Origin of the sequence: Allomesorhizobium camelthorni (assembly GCF_011045125.1) — a bacterium.
In the GTDB taxonomy this organism is placed as follows: domain Bacteria; phylum Pseudomonadota; class Alphaproteobacteria; order Rhizobiales; family Rhizobiaceae; genus Allomesorhizobium; species Allomesorhizobium camelthorni.
The window spans coordinates 1-22,377 of the sequence record NZ_JAAKZF010000011.1; the positions used below are offsets into that span (position 1 = coordinate 1).

Below are 22,377 nucleotides of genomic sequence, written 5' to 3' on the forward strand. Positions count from 1 at the left end.
CGTAAAGACGCCCTAACCTATTGAATCTCCGCATCATTGTTTTCGAAAATCGACTACGATTTTCGGGCTGAAGCGCCGCGACGCCCCTCCTCCCAGGATTAATGCCTCCCCAGCCGGCTTAACACAGCGTTAACCATAGCTCTGTATCTATTGTTAACCATACGCTATGGCGGAGGACCGTTCGGTCTCAGGCATGACGCCGATCCGCCGGCCGGTCAGATCGGGCATGCGCCAGCATGCCAATTCAAAGGGGATGAGTTTCGTGGCAAGCATAATGACCAACGCCTCGGCACTGACGGCACTGCAGAGCCTGAGCGCCACCAACCGCGCTATGGAAACCACGCAAGCGCGCATTTCGACGGGTTATCGCGTAGCGGAAGCAAGCGACAATGCCGCTTACTGGTCGATCGCCACGACGATGCGCTCCGACAACGCCGCTCTCTCGACCGTGCAGGATGCTCTCGGTCTCGGCGCCTCCAAGGTCGACACCGCCTATACCGCCATGAGCAAGGCGGTAGAAACCGTCAACGACATTAAGGTCAAGGTCGTCGCCGCCTATGGCGCCAGCCCGGCCGACAAGGAAAAGATCCAGACCGAAATTTCCGCCCTGCAGGTCCAGCTCAAGAGCTACGCCGACTCGGCCACCTTCAGCGGCTCGAACTGGATGTCGGTCAACGCCACCGTCGCCGGCGGGCACGTCGCGGCGGGCGTGCACAATGACGCGAAGATCGTTTCCTCCTTCAACCGCGATGCCTCGGGCACGGTAACGCTCGGCACGATCTCCATCAACGTCCAGTCAATCAAGCTTTACGACGCCGGCGCCACCACCAACGAGACCAAGGGCATCCTCGAAGGTGTCCGGCTGGGCACCACCGGTTTGCGCGAAGACACCGCCGTCACACCCGCCGCCAACGCCGCAATCGCCGCCACCGACGGTTATGCGGTCTCGACATTGACCGTGAAGGGCTATTCGGACGCGCAGATCGAGCAGATGCTGAAAGTCGTCGATATTGCCTTGGCGGAACTGACCACTGCAGCCACCCAGCTCGGCTCGGCCAAGAAGCAGGTCGACCTGCAGAAGCAGTTCACCACCAGCCTGATGGACTCGATCGATCGCGGCGTTGGACAGCTCGTCGACGCCGACATGAACAAGGAATCGACCCGCCTCCAGGCGCTGCAGGTGCAGCAGCAGCTCGGCATCCAGTCGCTGTCGATCGCCAACAGCAATTCGCAGAGCATTCTGGCCCTCTTCCAGAACTGACGCCGCAAAGCCACGGATTTTTCATTCGAAACCGGGCCGCGTAATCGCGGCCCGGTTTCATTTTCGCACAAGCTTCGCCGTCTAGTGTTCCTGCGGACCATCATGCGGGAGCGCTCGATCCGTGCCGGAGCAGATCCAGAACATCATCTCGAACCTGCAGAGCTTCGGCCCGCGCCGGCTGGCGATCATGGCCGGCGTCGCCGCGCTCGTCCTTGCCATCATCGGCGTCGCTTCCGTCTATTTGAACCGCCCCGCCTACGAGACGCTCTATGTCGGGCTGGAACGCTCCGACGTGAACCAGATCGGCCTGGTGCTCGGCGAGGCCGGCATCGGCTTCGATGTGGCCTCCGACGGCACCACGGTGCTGGTGCCGGCCGGGAACACGGCCGCGGCGCGCATGCTGCTTGCCGAAAAGGGCCTGCCGACCAGCGCCAATGCAGGCTACGAGCTGTTCGACAATGTCGGCTCGCTCGGCCTCACCTCCTTCATGCAGCAGGTGACCCGCGTGCGCGCACTGGAAGGCGAAATCGCCCGCACCATCCAGTCGATCAACGGCATCAAGGCGGCGCGCGTCCACCTCGTCATGTCCGAGCGCGCCAATTTCCGGCGCGACGAGCAGCAGCCTTCTGCGTCGGTCGTCATCCGCGCCTCGGGCATCGACGCGGTCAAGAGCGCCATGTCGATCCGCTATCTGGTCGCCGCCGCCGTTCCCGGCCTCGACGCCGGCAAGGTCACGGTGCTCGATTCCTCCGGCGCGCTTCTCGCCGCTGGCGACGACCCAGCCAACACCAGCGCCAGCCGCTCCTTCGGCGTCGAGCGCACAGTCGAGACCGAAATCGAGGAAAACATCCGCCGCGCGCTGACCCCCTATCTCGGCCCGGAGAACTTCCGCGCCAGCGTCAGGGCCGAGGTCAACACCGACACCAGGCAGACCGAGGAGACCATCTTCGATCCGGAATCGCGGGTCGAGCGCTCGGTCCAGATCGTGCGCGCCAACGAGAACGCCAACCGCCAGTCGGCAGCGGCGCCCGCAACCGTCGAACAGAACCTTCCCGAGGCCGTGGACGCGCCGGCCGAGGGCGGTCCGCAATCTTCCGAGCAGAGCGAGCGTAAGGAGGAAACCACCAACTACGAGATGAACTCCAAGCGCATCGCCACCGTCAGCAATGGCTACACCCTGACCAAGATGTCGATCGCCGTCGTGGTCAACCAGCAGCGGCTCGCAGCCATCCTTGGCGAAGGCGCGACGCCCGAGCAGATGACGGCGCGCATCGAGGAGATCCGGAAAGTGGTCGCCTCCGCCACGGGCCTGAACGAGGCGCGCGGCGACGTGATCAACGTTTCGGCCGTGGAGTTCATCGACGGTCTGGACGGCGTCGAGGTCGCCGAACCCGGCCTGCTCGACAAGGCCGGCCAGCATGTCGGCACCATGATCAATGCCGGCGCCTTCGTCGCCGTCGTTTTCCTCGTCATCTTCTTCGGGCTGCGACCGCTCGCAGCCTCGCTCGGCAAGCCCGCGCAGGCGGCGATCGCCGGGCCGAGCTTCGAAGAAGTGCAGCGCTCGCTGCCGGTGCCGGAGGGTGAGCAGGCGGCCCAGGCGGCGTCGGCAAGCGCCCTGCCCGGCGGCCGCGTGCAAAACCCGCTCGACGATCTTCGCCAGAAGATTCGCCCCGCGCCGCAGGAGCGGCTCGCCCGCATGGTCGACCTGAATGAGGAGCGCACCGCGCAGATACTGCGCAAATGGGCGCACCAGGAAGCGGTCGGCTGATGGCTGCGCTGGCGCTCTTCGACGTTCTCACCGATTTCGGCAAGCGGCCGCAACGCGCTGGCGCGCCGCAGCCTTCGGCCGAGCAGAGGCAGGACGCCTCCCCGGCCGCATTTTCCGCTCCCGGCGCACCGACGCCCGACCTTTCCGAGATCATCGCCGCCGAAGTCGCCCGCGCCGAACTAGCCCTCGAGCAGCGGCTTTCGCTGGCGCATGAGGCCGCGCTCGAAGCGGAGCGCCAGGTGCATGCAGCCGAGGTCGAGACGCTGATGCGCCGCTTCGGCGAAGAGGCAAGCGGGGCCATAACCGCGCGGATCGCCGAGATGGAAGGCCGCCTCGGCGAACTGACGACCTCCGCCACCGCGCGCATACTCAGCGGGTTCCTGAGCGAGGAACTCGCCAGGCGCTCGCTGGACGCGCTCGCCCGCTCGATCCGCGCCGCGGTCGGCGACGCCGAGGCGGTGCGCATCCAGGTGCGCGGCCCGCAATCGCTGTTCGAGACGCTGCAGGCGGCGCTCGGCGACCGCGCCGGCAGCTTCGACTACATCGAGGCGCCCGGCCTCGATTTGACCGTGTCGATCGACGGCAATTTGTTCGAGACGCGGCTTTCGGAATGGTCCGGCGTGATGCAGGAGATATTGTCTTGAGTTCGGTGGAAATCGGCGACGTCAAGCACGAGATCGTCATCGTCCGGCGCATGCACAGCGACGAGGGGGACGCCCATCACGGCGGCGTCTGGAAGATCGCCTTCGCGGATTTCATGACCGCGATGATGTGCTTCTTCCTGGTCATGTGGCTGATCAACGCTTCCAACGAGCAGATCAGGGCCTCCGTCGCCAGCTATTTCAATCCGGTCAAGCTGATCGACCGCAATTCCAGCCGCAAGGGGCTGGAGGACATCGGCGACGGCCCGCATTTTTCCGGCAACGCGCCCGAGAGCCCGGAAGTCTCCGCCGAGAAGGCCGGCAATGGCGGCCAGGCGACGGCCGGGCAGAACGACAAGCTCCACTCGGCCAAGGAGCAGGAAGAAACAGCCGCCCATTCCGACCAGAATCTTTTCGCCGATCCCTATGCCGTGCTGGCCGAGATCGCGACCAACACCGATGCCAGGCAGAACATCAGCGCCAAGGGCGACGGCGGCGCCGAGGAAGCCGGGCCGGCGACGGGCGCCTCGGGCGGCGAATCCTATCGCGATCCGTTCGCGCCTGATTTCTGGTCGCAGCAGATGGCGACGCCAACTCCCGCCGAGGCCAGCGCCGAGCGCGCGAAGGCCGAAGGCGAGGTCGAGACGACGGATCCAGCCGCCGAACTGACCGCGCCGAGCGTCAACGCGCCGCTGGCGCCCGATGCAGGCGAGAACGCGGCGGCGGCGCTTCAGGAGAAGGCGGAGCCGGAACCCGCGTCCGCCCCGCCGAGCGAGACGGCCGTGGAAGCGGCCGACGCGATAAGGCAGGAGCTTGCCACGGCCTTCGAACCCGGCGACCCCTTGCTGGAAGGCATTTCGGTCACCGCGACCGACGAGGGCATCGTGATTTCGGTCACCGACCAACTCGAATTCGGCATGTTCGAGATCGGCTCGGCCGTGCCCCGGCGCGAACTGGTGCTGGCCATGGAAAAGATCAGCAAGGCGATCAGCACCCAGAAGGGCGCGCTGGTCATCAGCGGCCACACCGACGGCCGGCCGTTCAAAAGCGAGACCTACGACAATTGGCGGCTTTCGACCGCCCGCGCCCACTCCGCCTACTACATGCTGGTGCGCGGCGGGCTGGACGAGCGGCGCGTGACGGAAGTCGCCGGCTATGCCGACCGCAAGCTGAAGGAGCCGGCCGAGCCGCTTGCCGCCGCCAACCGGCGCATCGAGATTCTGCTGAAAGGCGGCGAATGAGGCTGGCTGCCGCAGTCGGCGTCGTCGGGCTGGCGCTTATTGCGGGCCTGCCGCCCGCAATCGCGCATGCAGCCGGCGGCAGCGGTCTGCAGCCTTTCCAGATGGTGCGTTCGCTTCAGCTCGTGCAGGACCGCATCGCCAGCGGCGATCACGCCGCCCTTCCCATGCAGCGCAAGCTGCTCGAGATGATCGACGCCAAACTGCGCGAAGGCGACAGCGCGGAGCTCGGCGAACCGCACAATTTCCGGGCGATGCTCGTTTACGCCATGAGCGGCGGCAACCCCACGACGATCGAGGCCGCTATGGCGCGCCTAGACATCGACTCCGAAAACAGAGGCATCGGCGCCGGCATACTGAACTATCTGACCGGCCGTCCGAAGGAGGCGCAAACCGCGCTGGCGGCCGTCGACCCGATGCTGGCCCCGCCGGAGCTCGGCGCTTTCCTGGCGCTGGTCAAGGGCTCGCTCGTCGCGCTCGAACAACCCAAGTCGGCGCTGACTTTGTTCGACCAGGCCCGCCTGCTCGGACCGGGCACGCTGGTCGAGGAGGCGGCGCTGCGCCGCATCGTCGGCATATGCGGCACGACCGGCGATGCCGAGCGTTTCGTGGCCGCCTCGTCGCAATATGTCAGAAATTACCTCCGCTCGCCCTATGCCAGCCAGTTCGCCGATTCCTTCGTTTCCGGCATTGTCACGCTCAACGCGTCGCTCGGGCTGGACCGGATAGAGAAGATCGTGGCCATGATGGATGGCGAGCAGCAGCAGGTCATCTATCTGCGCGTCGCGCGCCGCGCAGCAATTGACGGGCTGAACGAGCTTTCGGCTTTCGCCTCGGAAAAGGCGGAGCGCAAGGCCATGGGCCGCAAACAGGAGGAAGATCCTCGCGCGCTCCTCTATTCCAGCCTTGCGTCGGTCACCTCGGGCTCGATCGAGGAGGTGCAGGCCAAGATCGACCGGATAGACCGGTCCAAATTGTCCGACAGCGACCGCAGGCTGCTCGATGCCGTACAGGCGGTCGCGGCCGAAGTCATCGCCGAGCCGCCCGTGCCCAATCCCAAGGCTATCGTGTCACCGGCGGGTGAAACCGCAAAGCCGGGCGTTGCGCCTGTCGCGGGAGCCGATCCCGCCCGCGCCGGCGGGGTTTTGGTCGCGGCGCCGCGCGAGACCCCGGCCATCGAAACGGCCAAGGCCGACGAAACGACCGCAGCGCCCGATCCTGCCACGGCCCTCGTCGCCGAAACGCGCAAGAAACTCGAGGCGATCGACAAACTTCTCGGAGAAGCCGCCAAATGACGACCAGCGTCAACCAAGCCTGGGCGGCGGTGTTGCCTGATCGGGCGAAAGCCGACGCGCCGCGCCAGAACGGCAAGGGCGGCGAAACCGGCTTTGCCGAGGCGGTGAAGCTCGGCGCACCCGGCAAACAGGCGCGCCCTTCCACCACGGACGCGTCCGGCGATACACGGCGGCCTCGTTGGAACATCGAGCTCAACCTCGCGGACCGGACCGCTGGCGAACTGCACGCCGCCGGAGCAAACGACGCGCGCCATCAACGGGAACTCCCGCCCGGCCTGCCTGACATTGCTGCCGGTCACAAAGATGCCGATGGTCGTGAAAACCCCGAAGCAGAGTCAGTGGAAGAAAAGGCAGCTCCAGAAGAGCGAGCCACGAGCGCATCGGAGACGATGCCGATCGCGTTCTGGTCGCCGGTTCCGCCGTTGACTTTGCTGGGCGGCTTTGGCCGGCCTGAAGCCAATAGCGATTCTGCCTCGCCAACCGCACCTGCTTCCTTGCAGGCAGACATAGCACCGCCGCCCGGCGAACCGGCCAAGGCTGACCCCACACAGGCCAAAGCTGCGGTGATCACGCCGCCAGCGTTGGCAGCCGCGGCCGTCGCCGTGCCGTCGCAAGGCAATACAAAGACCGCCTCCGCCGAAACCGCTGCGCCACCCACCGCCGCACCGGCGGCAAGAGTTGCCGGCAGCGAAGGCGAATCCAGGTCCATGCCGACACTCGGCGAACTCGCCATGAAGCCGGCGGCCGGCACTCAGTCCGGCGCCGCCTCGACCAACGAAACCACCAGGCCGGTAGCTGCCGAATCCGCCGCACGCCTGGACCCCACCGCCGCAAGCGCAATGATCGCCCGTGATTCGCTGCGGGAAAGTGCTCCTGATGCGCCGAGCCAGGCAGCCCACGTCACCGTCCTTGCCCAGCAGAACGTCCCCGCGCCCGCGATCCCCTTCCCCGGCTTGACGGCTGCGCCCCTGCTGACCGCCGTCGCGGCCGACGGGTCGTGGCGCGAGCTCGCCGCCGCCGATTCGCGTGGTCTGCCTTCGCAAAACGCCGTCGTTTCGACGCATTCCCTGAAGGTGCAACTGCACCCGGCCGAGCTTGGCATGGTCACCGCCAGCCTGCGTTTCGCCGGCGAGCAGCTTACGGTCGAACTGCAGGTGGAATCCATCGAAGCGCAGCAGCGGCTGAATGCCGACGCCGATACGATCGTCAGGTCGTTGCGCGCGCTCGGACTGGAGGTCGACCGCGTCACCATTCAGCAATCATCGGTTGTACAAACGTCGAATGCCCGGGCCGATGCGAACGCGGGCCAGAACGGCCAGCCGGCTCCCGATCGTCAATCTTTCAACGCGGCGGGTTCCGGCGGCGGCAACGGCGAGGCCGGCGGCCAGCACTCCGGAAGGGACACCTCGAATGGCGCGCAAGCCTCCCAGAACATCGCTCCTGGTAGCGCGGATCGTGCTGGCGGCGGGCTTTATATCTAGCGCCGCAAGCGTCTTGCCGGCGGCCGCCCAGAACCCGTGTGAACCCGAAATCCTGCGCGCCGCCGACCGCTACGGCGTGCCTGCCGGCATCCTCTATGCAGTCGGCCTGACTGAGACCGGGCGGAAAGGCAGCCTTCAACCTAATGCCTTGAACATAGAAGGAAAAGCTGTCTTCCTGCCAGCGCCGGGGAGGCCGTTGCAACTTTCGAAAGCGCGCGCCGGGGCGGCGCCAGGCTGATCGATCTCGGCTGCATGCAGATCAACCATCACTATCATTCGGAGAATTTCCGCAGCGTCGAAGAGATGCTCGACCCGCGCCGCAATGTCGACTATGCAGCCCGCTTTCTGGCGCGGCTGCATCAGCGCCACCAGACCTGGTCGATGGCGGTCGCGCGCTATCACGCCGGCCCTGACAACGACCCGGCGCAGAAGCGCTATGTCTGCCGGGTCATCGCCAACATGGTCGCGTCCGGCTTCGGAAAGTGGACCGAAAACGCTAGAAGTTTCTGCAACCCATGACTGAATTCTGAGTCACGCCGGCGGCAATCGGCGTGTAGATTGCCCGCCACTTCCGGCGCAACCTCCGGCTGAGCCAGACTCCCAAGAAACTAGCTACAAGAAATGACGGTTGTTCAGGAATAACGTCAACCGCTACCCCTTTCCTCACTGAAATTGCAGATGATTCGGAGGGCGGGCCGATGATTGTTATCGTGGACGAGCGAAAGCTCGTCACTGACGGATACAACTCACTTTTCGACCGGGAAGGCGTCGCAAGCGCAGGCTTTGCGTCGGGCGAATTCGACGAGTGGGTCGAAAGCGCGGCCGATGAGGACGTCAAATCAGTCAGGGCGTTTCTGATCGGAGATTGTGGCGAAGATGCGGTCTCTCCGCGCAAAATTCGTGGCAGGACCGGGGCGCCTGTCATCGCGCTCAGCGAACACCACTCGCTCGAAAACACGCTCAGGCTGTTCGAATCCGGTGTCGACGACGTCATCCGCAAGCCGGTCCACATCCGTGAGATCCTGGCGCGCATCTCGGCGATCAGCCGCCGCGCGCAGGAAGAAACGAGCTTCACCGAAATCGGCGCGATGCGCATTTTCCTCGACGGCCGCGACCCCGAAATCGAGGGTCAGCCGCTGCCGCTGCCGCGCCGCGAACGCCGCATCCTCGAATATCTGGCGAGCAATCGCGGACGCCGCGTCACCAAGACCCAGGTGTTCAACGCCATCTACGGCATCTTCGACGAAGAGGTCGAGGAGAACGTCGTCGAGAGCCACATCAGCAAGCTGCGCAAGAAGCTGCGCGAGAAGCTCGGCTTCGATCCGATCGATTCGAAGCGCTTCCTCGGCTACCGGCTGGTCGGCTGATGCCGCTGGCGGCTGCGGTCTCGCGCCGCGCCAGCCTCGCGCAAGTCATGGCAGCTAGCCTCATGACCTGCGGCCTGGAAATCGAGGAGATGGTTCGATGAGCCTTTATGGAATGATGCGCACCGGCGTTTCTGGCATGAACGCCCAGGCCAACCGGCTCTCCGCCGTCGCCGACAACATCGCCAATTCGAGTACCACCGGCTACAAGCGCGCCACCACCGAGTTCGCTTCGCTGGTCCTGCCGAGCACCAATGGCAACTATTCTTCCGGCGGCGTCACCACCTCGATCCGCAATTCGATCAGCCAGCAGGGCGACCTGAAATTCACCACGTCGGGCAGCGATCTGGCGATCAACGGCAACGGCTTCTTCGTGGTCCAGGGCCCCGGCGGCACGCCGGTGCTGACCAGGGCCGGCTCCTTCGTTCCGGACGGCGAAGGCCGTCTCGTCAACGCCGCCGGCTACCAGCTCCTCGGCTACAGCTTCGCCAACGGCGTGCCGAGCGCAGCCGCAAACGGCTTCGGCGGGCTCGAACCCGTAACCCTCGCGCAGAACGAGCTCGTCGCCTCGCCGACCACCACCGGTGTATTTACCGCCAATCTGCCGGCCGGCGCTACGGTTGTTCCCGCGGCCAACCTGCCCTCGGCCAATGCGGCGACGGCCACCTATTCGGCCAAGTCCTCGCTGATCACCTACGACAATCTCGGCGGCGAGGTTCTGCTCGACGTCTACTTCACCAAGACCGGCGCAAACACCTGGGAGGTTGCCGTCTACAATCAGGCGAATGCGGCACCCAACACCTCGTTCCCCTATACCGCGCCGGCGCTCGCTACCCAGACGCTGACCTTCAGCGCCACGGATGGCAAGCTTGCGGGAGCAAGCGCCACCGACATCACCATTCCGATCCCCGGCGGCCTGTCGCTCGACCTCGACCTCGCCAAGACAACGCAACTTGCCGAGACCTACACGCTGCTCGACGCCAAGGTGAACGGCAACGCGCCGAGCGCCATCGACGGCATCGAGATCAGCCAGGACGGCACGGTCTTTGCGAATTACGAGAACGGTTCGTCGCGCGCGCTCTACCGCATCCCGATCGCCAATGTCGCCAGCCCCGACCAGCTTCTAGTCATGCCGGGCAACGTCTTCGCCGAAAGCCCCGAATCCGGTGCTGTGCAGATCGGCTTCGCCAACGAGGCCGGGCGCGGCAGCGTCATGTCGGGCGCGCTGGAGAATTCCAACGTCGACGTCGCCGAGGAACTGACCAACATGATCGAGTCGCAGCGCAGCTACACGGCCAACTCGAAAGTGTTCCAGACCGGCGCCGACCTCATGGACATCCTGGTTAACCTGAAGAGGTAAGCCGCAAGGCGAGAGCCTGATTGAGATAAAGCATGTCGCTGTCTACCGCACTGAGCATCGCACAATCGTCGATTCTGAATACCGGGCGTCAGACCAGCGTCGTTTCCCGCAATGTCCTGGAGAGCCAGAACCCCGATTACGCGCGCCGCTCGGCCGTTGTGTCGAGTTCGGCGCCCGGCGCCCGCGTCGTCGAAATCCATCGCGCGACCAACGAGCAGCTGTTTCGCCAGAACCTTTCGGCGCAGTCCGCCTGGAGCGGTCAGGGCGCGCTCTATTACGGCATGGAGCAACTCGGCCTGGCGGTGAACGGCGTCGATAACGCCACCTCGCCGGCCAACGCGATCGGCGAATTGCAAAAGGCGCTGCAGCTTTATTCGGCCTCGCCTTCAAACGGCAATCTCGCCGCTAACGCGGTCAACGCCGCCCGCCAGGTCGTGCGTGGCCTCAACGACGCCTCCACCTCCATCCAGACCTTCCGCGTCCAGACCGACCAGGAGATCGCCACCGCCGTCAACGAGCTGAACACGCTGCTCGCCGATTTTGAGGCTGCCAACAACAGCGTCATCAACGGCACCCGCGCCGGCCGTAACACTTCGGACGCGCTCGACCAGCGCGACGCCATACTGAAGAAGATCGCCGATTATGTTCCGGTGTCGAGCTTCAAGCGCGGCGACAACGACATGGTGCTGATGACCATGGACGGCACGACCCTGTTCGAGGCCGTGCCGCGCACCGTCAGCTTTCAGCCCTCGACCGCCTATGCCGCGGGCATGACCGGCAATGCCGTCTATGTCGACGGCGTGCCCATCGCCACTGCAACCGGCGGCAATACCAATGCCTCCGGTAAGATCGCCGGCCTGGTGCAGCTGCGCGACAGCGTCTCCTCGACGATGCAGAGCCAGCTCGACGAGATCGCGCGCGGCCTGATCACCGCCTTCGCCGAGACCGACCAGACCGGCGGCGCGGCTCCCGATGCGCCGGGCCTCTTCACCTGGACGGGCGCGCCAGGCATGCCGCCTGCGGGAACGCTGGTCGACGGTCTCGCCGCAACCATCCGCCTCAACGCCGCGATGGACCCGAGCGTCGGCGGCAATCCGCAATTGCTGCGCGACGGCGGCGCCAATGGCGCGGCCTATGTCGCCAACACCACCGGCGGCGCCTCCTACGCCGAGCTGCTGATCGCCTATGGCGACCGTCTCGAACAGCCCATGGCCTTCGACAACGCCGCCGGCAATGGCGCCAATTCCAGCCTGGTCAACTATTCAACCAGCGCCATCGGCTGGTTCGAGGGCCTGCGCCAGGAGGCCTTCCGCGCCGCCGAATCCAAGGAAGCGCTGGCGGTGCGCACCGCCGAGGCGCTGTCCAACGAGACCGGCGTCAATGTCGACATGGAAATGTCGCTGCTGCTCGATCTCGAACATTCCTACGAGGCCTCCGCCCGCCTGATCAAGGCGGTCGACGACATGCTGGCCTCGCTCCTGGCGGCGGTGAGGTAGCGCCATGAAGACCTCCTTCGTCTCCTCCGCCGCCGTATCGCAGGCGATGCGCTATTCGCTGGTCCGCTCGCAGGGCGACCTCGTCAAGGCGCAGAAGGAAGTCTCGACCGGCAAGGTCGCCGACGCCGGCCTGGCGCTCGGCGCGCGCACCGCTTCGTCCATCTCGTTCGCCCGCGACTTTGAGCGGCTGAACGGCATCGTCGATTCCAACGGCCTGGTCTCGTCCCGCCTTTCGGCCACGCAAAAAGCGCTCGACCAGATCACCCTGGCCGCGCAGGATTTCCTCGCCACGCTCACCTCCGCCTCGTCCGGCGACGCGCTTTCCGACGTCACCCAGGCGAGCGGCGAGGCGACGCTCGAGGCACTGACCGCGCTCCTGAACAGCAGCTTCAACGGAGAGCACCTCTTCGCCGGCACCAACACCGACGTGAAGCCGCTCGACGATTTCACCGCCGCCGGCTCCACCGCCAAGGCGGCGTTCGATGCGGCCTTCCTCGCGCATTTCGGCGTCGCGCAGAACGATCCGGCAGCAAGCGCCATCACCAAGCCGGACATGGAGGCGTTCCTCACCGCCGTCGAGCCGCAATTCACCGGCCCCGGCTGGCAGGCCAACTGGTCCAACGCCACCGACCAGGCGATCGTCAGCCGCATCGCGCTCAACGAGACTGCGGTCACCTCGGTCAGCGCCAACAATGACGGCGTGCGCAAGCTTGCGATGGCCGCCGCCACGATCAGCGATCTCCTGTCGAGCGAAGTCAGCATCGCCGGCCAGTCGGCCGCGATAGCGCGGGCGGTCACCCTGGTCGGCGAGGCGATCGCCGATCTCGGCACGCTGCGGGCAGAGACCGGCATCACCGAAAAGCGCGTCACCGACGCCAGCCAGCGCATAAAGCTGCAGTCGGACCTGTTCGAGCGGCAGATCCTCGACCTCGAAGGCGTCGATCCCTACGAGGCCTCGACCCGGGTCGCCGACCTGCTCTCCCACATCGAGACCTCATACGCGCTCACCGCGCGCATACAGCAACTGAGCTTCCTGAGATTCCTGGGGTAAGGGCAATGTACCAATTTTCCTATGCCGACATTCAGACCGACTCGGTGGCCGACGCCAAGGACCGCGAGCGGCAGTTGCTGACCCGGTCGATCGATCTCCTGACCACCGCCAGTTCGGTCGGCACGAATTCCATGGAAGCGATCGAGGCTCTCCATTTCACCAACCGCGTCTGGACCTCCTTCGTCGAGGATCTCGGCAATCCCGAAAACGCTTTGCCCAAGGAGCTGCGCGCCAACCTCATCTCCATCGGCCTTTGGCTGCTGCGCGAGGCCGAGGAGGTCCGCCAGGGCCGCTCCGACAATTTCGAGGGGCTGATCGAGGTCTCGCAGATCATTCGGGACGGCATCCAATGAAGAACACGCTGAAGATCTCGCTGAAGCCCAACGAGAAGATCTATCTCAACGGCGCCGTCATCAGTGTCGACCGCAAGGTGACGATCGAGCTCTTGAACGACGTGCAGTTCCTGCTGCAGAACCATGTGCTGCAGCCCGGCGAGGCGTCGACGCCGCTGCGCCAGCTCTATTTCATGCTGCAGGTGATGCTGATGGACCCGAACGGCGCGGCCGAGGCGCGCGCCATGTTCCGCAGGTCGCTGCCGCTGCTTCTGGCGAGCTTCGACGACGCGCATATCTGCGCCACGCTGAAGCAGGTCGACCGCCTGGTCGGCGAAGGCCATGTCTACGACGCGCTGAAGGCGATCCGCGGGCTCTATCCGCTGGAAGCCCAGGCGCTCGGCTTTCCCGAGGCCGCGCCGCAGCAGCCCCGTCCGATCGCGGTTGGAGAAAACTGATGAACGTCCAGATGAACACGGCGCAGACGTCGACTGCCAATTCGACCGACCAGACCTCCAAGACGGCGGTCGACTACCAGTCCTTCCTGAAGCTGCTGGTCGCCGAGATGAAGAACCAGGATCCGACCAATCCGATGGATTCGACGCAGTATGTGGCGCAGCTCGCCGCCTTTTCGCAGGTCGAGCAGTCCGTGCAGATCAACACCAAGCTCGACCAGCTATTGCAGTCCTCGACCCTGGCGCAGGCCGACGCGCTGATCGGGCGCACCGTCACCTCGGCCGACGGCAAGATCACCGGCAAGGTGGCCGAAGTGCGGCTCCTGTCGGACGGCATCGTCGCGGTGCTGGAAGGCGGCAAGGAGATCACTATGGGCCCCGGCGTCAAGATCGCTCCCAGCGCGTCATGAACGGCGGACCAATTGTAGGCATTATAGGCGCATTGTCTCGCCGCCCGGCGCGTGTTGAGATTCAGGTCAGGCCGAGCCGAAAATGGCGAGTTTCGAGAACCGGAACGGAGCGTACGTTTAAGTACGTGAGTACCGGAAGCGCAGAAATCGCCATTTGCAGGCCGGCATCACCTGAATATAAACACGCGCCATGAACGAGGCCGACGCCCTCGACATAGTCCAGTTCGCCATCTGGACGGTACTAACCGCGTCGGGTCCGGCGGTCGCGGTCGCCATGCTGGTCGGCGTCGCCATCGCGCTGGTCCAGGCGCTGACGCAGATCCAGGAAATCACGCTCACCTTCGTCCCGAAGATCGTCGCCATCATGCTGGTGGTTGCGTTCACCGGTCCGTTCATCGGCAGCCAGATCTCGGCCTTCACCAATGTGATCTTCGAGCGGATCGAAACGGGGTTTTAGTGCGAGTAGCGGGCTGCACCGTCTTCCGGCGTTTGCGCAGGTCAAGATCACACAACGAAATTTGTGCTTTTCTTCATCATTTCGCCGGTCATCTTGCGCGCCATCGATGCCGGCATGAGCGCGTGCATGAGGCGATAAAGACGGCCGGGCATGATGCTTGGCTTGTTCGCGCTCAACGCCGCAAGCGCTTCGCTGACGCATTGCTGGACGGACAAGGGCTTTATTGGCATATCCGCCCTGGCGAAGCCCAGTTTCTCAAATATCGGGGTATCCGTCGGGCTCACCACGAGCACGGTCAAGTTGAGCCCCAATTTTTGGAACTCGACATGGAGCCCGCGCCCCAGGGTGGACACCATTGCCTTGGTGGCCGCTGCCGTCGCGGAGTAGGGGATGCCCTCGTCCGCTCCCATGGCGGAAACCAGTAAAACCCCGCCCTTTCCGCGGCGGGCCAGTCGCGCCCCAAAGTGGTGGGTGAGGACCAGATAGGACATCGCATTCAGTTGTGTTATCCACCTCAAGTCCTCCTCTTTGAAGGATAAGAAGTTTCCTATTCTGCCGGCGCCGGCATTCGATACCAGGAGACCAACGTCAAGATCGGCGGTCATGTCGGCGACGACCTTTGGTCCTGCGTCATTTGCCAGGTCGGCTTCAATGACACGATAGGAAACGCCGAATTCCTGCATCAGGCTGACCCCGATTTCCTCGAGGATCTTCGGGCGCCTTGAAACCAACACGACGTTGATGCCGCTCGCGGCAAGCCGGCGAGCGAATTCGAGGCCGATGCCGGACGACGCGCCCGTCACGACCGCCCACGGGCCGAATCTGTCCTTGTCGAGCAACGCCCTCATGACTGCGATTCCGTGGCTGGCACGCTTGCGGTCGTGCGTGAGGGTTTGCGACGGCGCTGCCACACGTCCTCGCCGAACTCTGCGTTGGGTGGGGCTCCGGCCAATGCGTTGGTGTAGTTCGTGATGACTTTGAGCGCGAGGCCCAATACGACCTCAAGTGCTTGGCGCGGCGAATATCCGGCTGCGAAGAAGAGTGCCTTGTCGGCGTCCGTAACCGCGCCGCGCGCATTCACCATCGCGGCAACGAAATTTCGCAGCGCGTCAAGTTTGACGTCGGGAAGCGATTGGCCGGCTTGCAGCGCCCCGACGATTTTGGGATCGATGTTCTGGCGGCGGGCACCCCAACTGTGGGCGCTCATACAGAAGTCGCAGTCGTGCATGTAGCTGGCTGTCATCAACACGACAAATCGCTCGGTGGGTGTGAGTGAAGTTGTGTCAAACTCCGGCGCTACCGCCCGATAGCCTCTGAGTAGCGCCGGCGCTTCGGCGAACTTCGCCAGCATGCTCGGGAGGAAGCCAATTTTTGCGATAGTCGCAGTCAGCGCGTCCCTGACCTCCTCGGGTGCAGTCTCGACGGTATGCGCAGGGAATGGGTCTGTCATTGTTGGCTCCTTGAGAATGCGGGAATGAGGACAGGATTCGCGAGGGGGCGGAGGGCCCGAGAGGCAGGGCAGTCATGCCCCAGTGGGAAGCGATCACAGGCTGATGCGGAACGCCTCGATCACCAACACCGCACCAAGGACAAGCCCGCCCAGATAAGTGCCGGCGGCCCCGAGAAGGCGAAGCGGGTGCGGACCGCGGTCGAATGAGCGCGTCATCATCAAGCCGATCGGATGAATGACCCGGGCGACGGTCGCAGCAATAGCAACCCACATTACCCAAAGCGGCGCGCCGGTCGCATGGAAAAACAGAAAAAGCGCCACAAAGAGCGGGACATACTCACTGGCATTGCCCTGCGCACGGACTGCCTTGCTGAGCGGCGCCGTCGGATCCGCGGCCGGCCCGATGCCGATCTTGGTTGCGCCGCGCAAGCGCGACACATTGATAGAGAGGATGATCAACAATATCACCAGCACGGCGGCGCAGATCAGGAAGGGGTCCGTCATCGTTGGCTCCTTGAGATGCGGGAATGGGAACAGGATTCGCGAGGGCGGGCGAAGGGCCGAAGAGGCAAAGACAATCACGCCGATGCCGACGGGCAGCGCAATTTTCAGGGGATCGTGTCCCACGGCGGCGCGCGAGAGGGTTCCAGTAGGGAAAGCCGTGCCGAGACATGGGAAATCCGTTAGTCAGTTAGTTGACTGACTCATACACGAACGCGACCGGCCGTCAAGCCGGGTCGCGGGCCGGCGGCGCCTTGACGATAGTTGCTGATTGGCGCGCAAAGACGCGGTCAGGATTCAAGTGTCGTCGCGGAAGGCAGAGCGAAGTCTGCCTTGTTTAGGCAGCTCTTGACGGCTTGCTCACGGCCGACTACCGTTTATGAGTTGGATAACTGACATATAGCGGTCATGCCTAAACTCAAAACGGATAAACGGTCGCGCCTGATCGAAACGGCGGCCAACCTCACTTACCAGTACGGCTTTGGGAAGACCGCGCTCGCTGATATTGCCCGCGAGGCGAAGGTTCCTCTGGGAAACGTCTACTATTACTTCAAGACCAAGACCGAGATCGGCGAGGCGATTATCGCGCAACGCGTCATGGAGTTCCGAATGATGCGTCAAGAGTGGGAGAAATCGGATGCGCCTAAGGATCGGCTCTTAGCCTTTATCCAAATGACCGTCGACAACCGCTGCGCGCTGGCGCGTAGCGGTTGTCCCATCGGCTCGCTCTGCTCCGAACTCGACAAAAGCGGAGGCGATCTCGCCAGGGAGGCGAACCGTCCCTTCAATGAGCTTTTGAGCTGGATCGAGGCGCAATTCGCCACGCTCGGCAAAGGACGCGAAAAGAAAGCGCTCGCCTTGCATCTTCTTTCGGCGCTTCAGGGTGTCTCGCTTCTCGCAAATTCCTTTGACGATCCGGATTTGGTTGTGATCGAGACCGATCAGCTCAAGAAGTGGATCCGCGCACTATGAAACTGAATTCGAATGCAACCAAGAGAATCGGTGCCTGGGCACCGCTCAAGATGTTTCAGAAATCGCGCGAGTAGTGATGGGCAAAAGTGACTAAGCGGGAGCACGTCAGCGCCCCTACCTCCCCCATCGAAGAAGGTAAGGACGGCGCTTCACTCCGGGAGCGCAAACACCGGGCACGGCGCGGCAATGCCGCGCAGCTTGTGCTCGCCGAGCGGGACCAGCGGCTGCGTCGTTTCCGCCGCGAAGGCGCCGGACAGCAGCACCGTGCGGCCGAGCGGCCGGCACAGGCCCTCCAGCCGGCTCACCAGATTCACCGCGCGGCCGATCGCGGTGAAATCCAGCCGGTCGGCGGTGCCGATATTGCCCCACAGCATCTCGCCGACATGCAGCGCCGTGCCGAACGGCAGCGGCGGCAGGCCTTGCGAGGCGCGGCTACGGTCGAGGTGGTCCATGCCGGCGCGCGCGGCGGCGACGGCGCGCAGCGCCGCATCGCATGCAGCGGCGGCATCGCGCTCTCCGATCGGGAAGATCGCCAGCACGCCGTCGCCGATGAACTTCAGCACCTCGCCGCCGAAGGCGTGGACGGCGCCGGCGACGCGGTCGAACCAGTTGTCGAGCGCTGCCACCACCTCCTGCGGCGCGGTGGACTCCGACAGTTCGGTGAAGCCGCGCAGATCGGCAAAGAGCAGCGCCGCCTGGATGGTCTCGCCCGGTTCGCGCCGCAACCGGCCGGCCAGCACCTGCGACGCGCTACGCCGGCCGAGATAGGTCTCGAGCAGCGCGGCCAGTGTCGAGCGGGCGGCGAGCACGGCAAGCGGCGCGGCCGCATATCGCGCTGCCTCATGCAGCAGCTCCGATTCGGGGCTGCTGAACGGCCGCGTCGCAGCCCAGGCGAGCACTGCACCGTCCGGGGCATCGCCGCCGGCCGGGTTCGGGGCGCCGACGAAATCCTCCTGCACAGCGCCGGCGCTAAGCCCTGCCAGCCAGTCGCGACCGACGTTGCCATGCTCGGGACCGGCTGGTCCGGCGAAGCCGAAGCCCAGCGCCTCGATCACTCTGTCGGTGTCGGCGCGCCACAACCATGTGCGCCGCGCTATGATCGGGTGCGGCGCCGCCTGGGTGAGCGCGCCGCCGGCGAGCGGCAGACCGTCCGCGACGAGCCTTGCGCCGAGCGTCATCAGGAATGCATCGGCGCCAGGCGAACAGATCGCCTCGTCGAGCAGGAAGGAGAGAGAGGAGGGCAGTCGCATGCCCCATCATGAAGCGGCGTTGGCCTTCTGTCATGAGGATGTCGGGAGGATTCTTGCGTCGGGCGGCGACTGGCCTACATTGCCGGCAATGCCGGAATGACATTGCGTCCCTAAACGGAGGAGGCCGCCCATGACCGAGACGCTTCGCAGCGAGATCGAGATATCAGCCCCGCAGGCAACGGTCTTCGCATTCCTTACCGATCCAGACAAGATCATGCGCTGGATGGGCACGGAAGCGAACGTGGAGGCGCGTCCCGGCGGCATCTATCTGGTCAGCGTGGGCGACAAGTACATCGCCCGCGGCCAGTTCACGGAAGTGATCCCGGTCCACCGCCTCGCCTACAGCTTCGGCTGGGAAGGACGCGAGGACATGCCGCCCGGATCGAGCCTGGTCGAGATCGACCTAGAGGAGAAGGCCGGCGGCACCCTGGTGCGCTTCACCCATAGCGGGCTGCCGGACGAAAAGGAGCGCGCCAGCCACGAAAAGGGCTGGAACCACTATCTGCGCAGGCTGGCGATAGCCGCGGCCGGCGGCGATCCGGGACCGGATACGCCAATCAAGGAGTGAGGGCGCGCCTCAACGGGCCGCGCACCGCCTACGGCATGCAGTATTTGCCGACATCGCGCGCGGTGAATGCGGCCGCCCTCCGCCAGGCCGGCCGGCGCCTCACCCACCTTCGCGCAAGCTTGACCACCTACCCTGACATCGCCGGGCTGCGCATTGCTGCCCGGCGAGCAGACTGGCGTGAACGGAAAAATGGCGATTTCGGAAACCTTTCCCGCAGGGAGCCCGGTCAAGAACGGCCGCGACATCTTCTTCGCGCTCGGCATCGTCGTCATTCTGGCGGTGCTGTTCCTGCCGATCCCGGCCTTCATGATCGACATCGGCCTTGCCTTTTCGATAGCACTGTCGGTGCTGATCCTGATGGTGGCGCTGTGGATCCAGCGGCCGCTCGATTTCTCGTCTTTCCCGACGATCCTGCTGATCGCGACAATGCTGCGCCTGTCGCTCAACATCGCAACCACGCGGCAGATCCTGTCGGAGGGCAGTGAGGGCACGCACGCTGCCGGCTACGTCATCAGCGGCTTCGCCCGCCTGGTGATGTCGGGCGATTTCGTCATCGGCCTGATCGTCTTCCTGATCCTGATCGTGGTGAATTTCATCGTCATCACCAAGGGCGCGAGCCGCATCGCCGAGGTCGGCGCGCGCTTCACGCTCGACGCCATTCCAGGCAAGCAGATGTCGATCGACGCCGACCTGTCTGCCGGCATGATCGACGACAAGACCGCGCAGCTGCGCCGGCGCGAACTGGAGGAGGAGAGCTCCTTCTTCGGCTCCATGGACGGCGCCTCCAAATTCGTGCGCGGCGACGCCATCGCCGGCATCATCATCACCGCCATCAACATCGTCGGCGGCATCGCCATCGGCTATTTCCGCCACGACATGGGCATGGCCGAAGCCTCCGACGTGTTCATAAAACTCTCGGTCGGCGACGGCCTCGTCACCCAGATCCCGGCGCTGATCGTCTCGCTCGCCGCCGGCCTTCTGGTGTCGAAGGGCGGCACGCGCGGCTCCACCAACCAGGCGGTGTTCGGCCAGCTCGGCGCCTATCCGCGCGCGCTCTATGTCGCGGCGGTGCTGCTCATCGTGCTCGGGCTGATGCCCGGCCTACCGATGTTCCCATTCGTGGCGCTCGCCGCCGCGATGGCCGCGGTCGGCTACATCATCCCGATGCAGCACAACCGGCGGATCGCCGAGGCAAAGGCCGCCGACGAACAGGACAAGGCGACCAAGGAGCACGAGGAGAAAAACTCGGTCAAGGCGTCGCTCAAGACCGCCGAGATCGAGCTTCTGATCGGCAAGCAGTTGTCGACCAAGCTGCTCGTCTCGCATCAGGAACTCGCCTTCCGTATGGGCAAGATGCGCCGCAAATTCGCGTCGCAATACGGCTTCGTCGTGCCCGAGGTGCGCCTGACCGACGACCTGACCATCCCGTCGAAGAGCTACCAGATCAAGATCCACGGCACCGTCGTCGCCGAATACCAGATGCGCGTCGGCGAGATCATGGTGCTGCTCGGCACGCGCGAAGTGCCCGCCATCCCCGGCGAGGAAGTGCGCGAGCCAGCCTTTGGCATGCGCGCCTATTCCGTCCCCGAAATGTTCGGCGAAGATCTGAAACGCGAGCAGTTTACCTTCGCCGACAACATGTCGGTGCTGTTAACTCACCTCTCGGAAGTCATCCGCAACAACCTGCCGCAGCTTCTGTCCTACAAGGACATGAAGGCGCTGCTGGAGCGCCAGGACGCCGAATACCGCAAGCTCGCCGACGAGATCTGCACCTCGCACATCTCCTATCCCGGGCTGCAGGCGGTGCTGAAGCTGCTCTTGGCCGAGCGCGTGTCGATCCGCAACCTGCACCTGATCATCGAGGCGATCGCCGAGATCGCGCCGCATGTGCGCCGCACCGAACAGATCGTCGAGCATGTCCGCATCCGCATGGCGCAGCAGATCTGCGGCGATCTTTCCGAAGGCGGCGTGCTCAAGGTGCTGCGCCTCGGCAACCGCTGGGATCTTGCCTTCCACCAGAGCCTCAAGCGCGACGCCAAGGGCGAGATCCGCGAATTCGACATCGATCCGCGCCAGCTGGAGGAATTCGGCCAGGACGCCACCAAGGCGATCCGCAGCTACCTCGACGCCGGCGAGCGCTTCGTCATCGTCACCGCGCCCGACGCCCGCCCCTATGTCCGCATGATCATCGAGCGGCTGTTTTCCACGCTGCCGGTGCTCAGCCATGTCGAGATCGCCAAGGGTGTGGAAATCCGCGTCCTCGGGACGATTTCGTGAGCACAACGGCCGAGGCGATCGTGCTCGCCGCCTTCGTCGCCTTCTGCCGCGTCGGCGGCTGCTTTCTGCTGATGCCGGGGCTCGCCAGCGTCCGCGTTCCGGTGCAGATCAGACTGTTCGTCGCCATCGCCGCGACCGGCGCGCTGCTCGTCCACCTCTGGGACCAGATCCTGCCGCTCATCGACCGCCGCCCGCAGATCCTTGCCCCGATGATTGTCTCCGAACTGATGATCGGCGCGCTGATCGGGCTGATGGCGCGCCTCTACATGATGGCGCTGCAATTCATCGGCGCCGGCGTCGCCATGCTGATCGGCTATGGCGGCATGGCCGGACCAGGCATCGAGGAGGCGGAACCGCAGGCCGCCCTCGCCTCGATCATCTCGTTCTCCGCGCTACTCCTGCTGTTCGTGTTCGATTTCCACCACGAGATCGTCCGCGCGCTCGTCGCCTCCTATACGGTCGCGCCGCTCAACGTCTTTTTCAACCCGCAGGCCGCCCTCGTCGACATCGCCGACACGCTGTCGGAAGCGTTCTTCATGGTGCTGAGGCTCGGCAGCCCCTTCGTCGCCTATGCGATCCTGGTCAACCTGACGATCGGCTTCGTCAACAAGCTGGTGCCGCAGATTCCGGTCTATTTCATCTCGCTGCCCTTCGTCATCGCCGGCGGGCTGATCATCATCTATTTCGGAGCCGGCTCCATGCTCTCTCTGTTCGCCGATGGCTTCATGGCAACCGCACTGGGACGCTGAG

The 22,377-nt window shown here is 64.6% G+C and carries 22 protein-coding genes and 1 pseudogene; 19 read left to right on the plus strand and 4 right to left on the minus strand.

Annotated elements, in window-relative coordinates:
• The first annotated feature begins 262 nt into the window (after positions 1-262).
• The 15 genes and pseudogenes from G6N73_RS10970 (at position 263) to fliQ (ending at position 14,609) form a co-directional block, all read left to right on the plus strand.
• Positions 263-1,261: a flagellin N-terminal helical domain-containing protein gene (locus tag G6N73_RS10970; RefSeq protein WP_165027491.1), complete on the plus strand. Its 999-nt coding sequence runs from the start codon at positions 263-265 to the stop codon at positions 1,259-1,261.
• Positions 1,262-1,382: 121 nt separating this feature from the next.
• The gene (fliF, locus tag G6N73_RS10975; protein WP_165027492.1) at positions 1,383-3,029 is read left to right on the plus strand and encodes a flagellar basal-body MS-ring/collar protein FliF; all 1,647 of its coding nucleotides are present in this window, start codon (positions 1,383-1,385) and stop codon (positions 3,027-3,029) included.
• Positions 3,029-3,673: a hypothetical protein gene (locus G6N73_RS10980; protein WP_165027494.1), complete on the plus strand. Its 645-nt coding sequence runs from the start codon at positions 3,029-3,031 to the stop codon at positions 3,671-3,673. The genes fliF and G6N73_RS10980 overlap by 1 nt, the downstream gene beginning before the upstream one ends.
• Positions 3,670-4,911, plus strand: a complete 1,242-nt coding sequence (locus G6N73_RS10985) for a MotB family protein (RefSeq protein ID WP_246251899.1) — start codon at positions 3,670-3,672, stop codon at positions 4,909-4,911. Before G6N73_RS10980 ends, G6N73_RS10985 begins: the two co-directional genes overlap by 4 nt.
• Positions 4,908-6,203 (plus strand): chemotaxis protein MotC, encoded by a 1,296-nt coding sequence (locus G6N73_RS10990; protein ID WP_165027498.1) that lies wholly within the window; start codon positions 4,908-4,910, stop codon positions 6,201-6,203. Before G6N73_RS10985 ends, G6N73_RS10990 begins: the two co-directional genes overlap by 4 nt.
• Complete coding sequence (gene fliK / locus G6N73_RS10995) at positions 6,200-7,684, plus strand: flagellar hook-length control protein FliK (RefSeq protein WP_165027500.1); 1,485 nt, start codon at positions 6,200-6,202, stop codon at positions 7,682-7,684. Before G6N73_RS10990 ends, fliK begins: the two co-directional genes overlap by 4 nt.
• Positions 7,614-8,203 (plus strand): annotated as a pseudogene (locus tag G6N73_RS11000) (transglycosylase SLT domain-containing protein). Before fliK ends, G6N73_RS11000 begins: the two are co-directional and overlap by 71 nt.
• Positions 8,204-8,382: 179 nt before the next feature.
• The gene (locus G6N73_RS11005; protein ID WP_165027502.1) at positions 8,383-9,051 is read left to right on the plus strand and encodes a response regulator transcription factor; all 669 of its coding nucleotides are present in this window, start codon (positions 8,383-8,385) and stop codon (positions 9,049-9,051) included.
• A 97-nt stretch (positions 9,052-9,148) separates the two neighbouring features.
• Positions 9,149-10,408, plus strand: coding sequence for a flagellar hook protein FlgE (locus tag G6N73_RS11010; protein ID WP_165027504.1), 1,260 nt, complete (start codon positions 9,149-9,151; stop codon positions 10,406-10,408).
• Between the two features lie 32 nt (positions 10,409-10,440).
• A complete protein-coding gene (flgK, locus tag G6N73_RS11015) occupies positions 10,441-11,904 on the plus strand; it encodes a flagellar hook-associated protein FlgK (protein WP_165027506.1) in 1,464 nt (487 codons plus the stop codon).
• 4 nt (positions 11,905-11,908) lie between these two features.
• Complete coding sequence (locus G6N73_RS11020; protein ID WP_165027508.1) at positions 11,909-12,955, plus strand: flagellar hook-associated family protein; 1,047 nt, start codon at positions 11,909-11,911, stop codon at positions 12,953-12,955.
• Between the two features lie 5 nt (positions 12,956-12,960).
• A complete protein-coding gene (flaF, locus tag G6N73_RS11025; protein WP_165027509.1) occupies positions 12,961-13,308 on the plus strand; it encodes a flagellar biosynthesis regulator FlaF in 348 nt (115 codons plus the stop codon).
• A complete protein-coding gene (flbT, locus tag G6N73_RS11030) occupies positions 13,305-13,745 on the plus strand; it encodes a flagellar biosynthesis repressor FlbT (protein WP_165027511.1) in 441 nt (146 codons plus the stop codon). Before flaF ends, flbT begins: the two co-directional genes overlap by 4 nt.
• Complete coding sequence (gene flgD, locus G6N73_RS11035; protein ID WP_165027513.1) at positions 13,745-14,152, plus strand: flagellar hook assembly protein FlgD; 408 nt, start codon at positions 13,745-13,747, stop codon at positions 14,150-14,152. The genes flbT and flgD overlap by 1 nt, the downstream gene beginning before the upstream one ends.
• A gap of 190 nt (positions 14,153-14,342) precedes the next feature.
• Positions 14,343-14,609: a flagellar biosynthesis protein FliQ gene (gene fliQ, locus G6N73_RS11040; RefSeq protein WP_165027515.1), complete on the plus strand. Its 267-nt coding sequence runs from the start codon at positions 14,343-14,345 to the stop codon at positions 14,607-14,609.
• 47 nt (positions 14,610-14,656) lie between these two features.
• On the opposite strand, the gene G6N73_RS11045 is transcribed toward fliQ, so the two are convergent.
• The 3 genes from G6N73_RS11045 to G6N73_RS11055 form a co-directional block, all read right to left on the minus strand.
• Positions 14,657-15,457 (minus strand): SDR family NAD(P)-dependent oxidoreductase, encoded by an 801-nt coding sequence (locus tag G6N73_RS11045; protein WP_165027517.1) that lies wholly within the window; start codon positions 15,455-15,457, stop codon positions 14,657-14,659.
• Positions 15,454-15,960 (minus strand): carboxymuconolactone decarboxylase family protein, encoded by a 507-nt coding sequence (locus G6N73_RS11050; RefSeq protein ID WP_165027519.1) that lies wholly within the window; start codon positions 15,958-15,960, stop codon positions 15,454-15,456. Before G6N73_RS11050 ends, G6N73_RS11045 begins: the two co-directional genes overlap by 4 nt.
• 192 nt (positions 15,961-16,152) lie before the next feature.
• Positions 16,153-16,563, minus strand: a complete 411-nt coding sequence (locus tag G6N73_RS11055) for an MAPEG family protein (RefSeq protein ID WP_165027521.1) — start codon at positions 16,561-16,563, stop codon at positions 16,153-16,155.
• Positions 16,564-16,968: 405 nt separating this feature from the next.
• On the opposite strand from G6N73_RS11055, the gene G6N73_RS11060 reads away from it, so the two are divergent.
• The gene (locus tag G6N73_RS11060; protein ID WP_165027523.1) at positions 16,969-17,532 is read left to right on the plus strand and encodes a TetR/AcrR family transcriptional regulator; all 564 of its coding nucleotides are present in this window, start codon (positions 16,969-16,971) and stop codon (positions 17,530-17,532) included.
• Positions 17,533-17,681: 149 nt separating this feature from the next.
• Here G6N73_RS11060 and G6N73_RS11065 read toward each other — a convergent pair whose 3' ends face one another.
• On the minus strand, positions 17,682-18,782 hold the full coding sequence (locus tag G6N73_RS11065) for an adenylate/guanylate cyclase domain-containing protein (RefSeq protein WP_165027525.1): 1,101 nt from the start codon (positions 18,780-18,782) through the stop codon (positions 17,682-17,684).
• Positions 18,783-18,912: 130 nt separating this feature from the next.
• Here G6N73_RS11065 and G6N73_RS11070 point away from each other — a divergent pair, with 130 nt between their 5' ends.
• The 3 genes from G6N73_RS11070 to fliR all read left to right on the plus strand — a co-directional run bounded on the left by G6N73_RS11070 (position 18,913) and on the right by fliR (position 22,376).
• Positions 18,913-19,350 (plus strand): SRPBCC family protein, encoded by a 438-nt coding sequence (locus G6N73_RS11070; RefSeq protein WP_165027527.1) that lies wholly within the window; start codon positions 18,913-18,915, stop codon positions 19,348-19,350.
• 189 nt (positions 19,351-19,539) lie between these two features.
• Positions 19,540-21,627 carry a flagellar biosynthesis protein FlhA gene (gene flhA / locus G6N73_RS11075; protein ID WP_165027530.1) on the plus strand — a complete coding sequence of 696 codons (2,088 nt, stop codon included), beginning with the start codon at positions 19,540-19,542 and terminating at the stop codon, positions 21,625-21,627.
• On the plus strand, positions 21,624-22,376 hold the full coding sequence (gene fliR / locus G6N73_RS11080) for a flagellar biosynthetic protein FliR (protein WP_165027532.1): 753 nt from the start codon (positions 21,624-21,626) through the stop codon (positions 22,374-22,376). Before flhA ends, fliR begins: the two co-directional genes overlap by 4 nt.
• The last annotated feature ends 1 nt before the right edge of the window (position 22,377 follow it).

Bases quoted from the DNA above. Each gene is read 5' to 3' on its own strand.
- flgK (WP_165027506.1), top strand. From the start codon at position 10,441: ATGTCGCTGTCTACCGCACTGAGCATCGCACAATCGTCGATTCTGAAT.
- flaF (WP_165027509.1), top strand. From the start codon at position 12,961: ATGTACCAATTTTCCTATGCCGACATTCAGACCGACTCGGTGGCCGAC.
- fliQ (WP_165027515.1), top strand. From the start codon at position 14,343: ATGAACGAGGCCGACGCCCTCGACATAGTCCAGTTCGCCATCTGGACG.
- G6N73_RS11065 (WP_165027525.1), bottom strand. From the start codon at position 18,782: ATGCGACTGCCCTCCTCTCTCTCCTTCCTGCTCGACGAGGCGATCTGT.
- G6N73_RS11060 (WP_165027523.1), top strand. From the start codon at position 16,969: ATGCCTAAACTCAAAACGGATAAACGGTCGCGCCTGATCGAAACGGCG.
- G6N73_RS11010 (WP_165027504.1), top strand. From the start codon at position 9,149: ATGAGCCTTTATGGAATGATGCGCACCGGCGTTTCTGGCATGAACGCC.
- G6N73_RS11005 (WP_165027502.1), top strand. From the start codon at position 8,383: ATGATTGTTATCGTGGACGAGCGAAAGCTCGTCACTGACGGATACAAC.
- G6N73_RS10990 (WP_165027498.1), top strand. From the start codon at position 4,908: ATGAGGCTGGCTGCCGCAGTCGGCGTCGTCGGGCTGGCGCTTATTGCG.
- flbT (WP_165027511.1), top strand. From the start codon at position 13,305: ATGAAGAACACGCTGAAGATCTCGCTGAAGCCCAACGAGAAGATCTAT.
- G6N73_RS11050 (WP_165027519.1), bottom strand. From the start codon at position 15,960: ATGCTGGCGAAGTTCGCCGAAGCGCCGGCGCTACTCAGAGGCTATCGG.
- G6N73_RS10980 (WP_165027494.1), top strand. From the start codon at position 3,029: ATGGCTGCGCTGGCGCTCTTCGACGTTCTCACCGATTTCGGCAAGCGG.
- G6N73_RS11020 (WP_165027508.1), top strand. From the start codon at position 11,909: ATGAAGACCTCCTTCGTCTCCTCCGCCGCCGTATCGCAGGCGATGCGC.
- fliK (WP_165027500.1), top strand. From the start codon at position 6,200: ATGACGACCAGCGTCAACCAAGCCTGGGCGGCGGTGTTGCCTGATCGG.
- G6N73_RS11055 (WP_165027521.1), bottom strand. From the start codon at position 16,563: ATGACGGACCCCTTCCTGATCTGCGCCGCCGTGCTGGTGATATTGTTG.
- flgD (WP_165027513.1), top strand. From the start codon at position 13,745: ATGAACGTCCAGATGAACACGGCGCAGACGTCGACTGCCAATTCGACC.
- G6N73_RS11045 (WP_165027517.1), bottom strand. From the start codon at position 15,457: ATGAGGGCGTTGCTCGACAAGGACAGATTCGGCCCGTGGGCGGTCGTG.
- G6N73_RS11070 (WP_165027527.1), top strand. From the start codon at position 18,913: ATGACCGAGACGCTTCGCAGCGAGATCGAGATATCAGCCCCGCAGGCA.
- flhA (WP_165027530.1), top strand. From the start codon at position 19,540: ATGGCGATTTCGGAAACCTTTCCCGCAGGGAGCCCGGTCAAGAACGGC.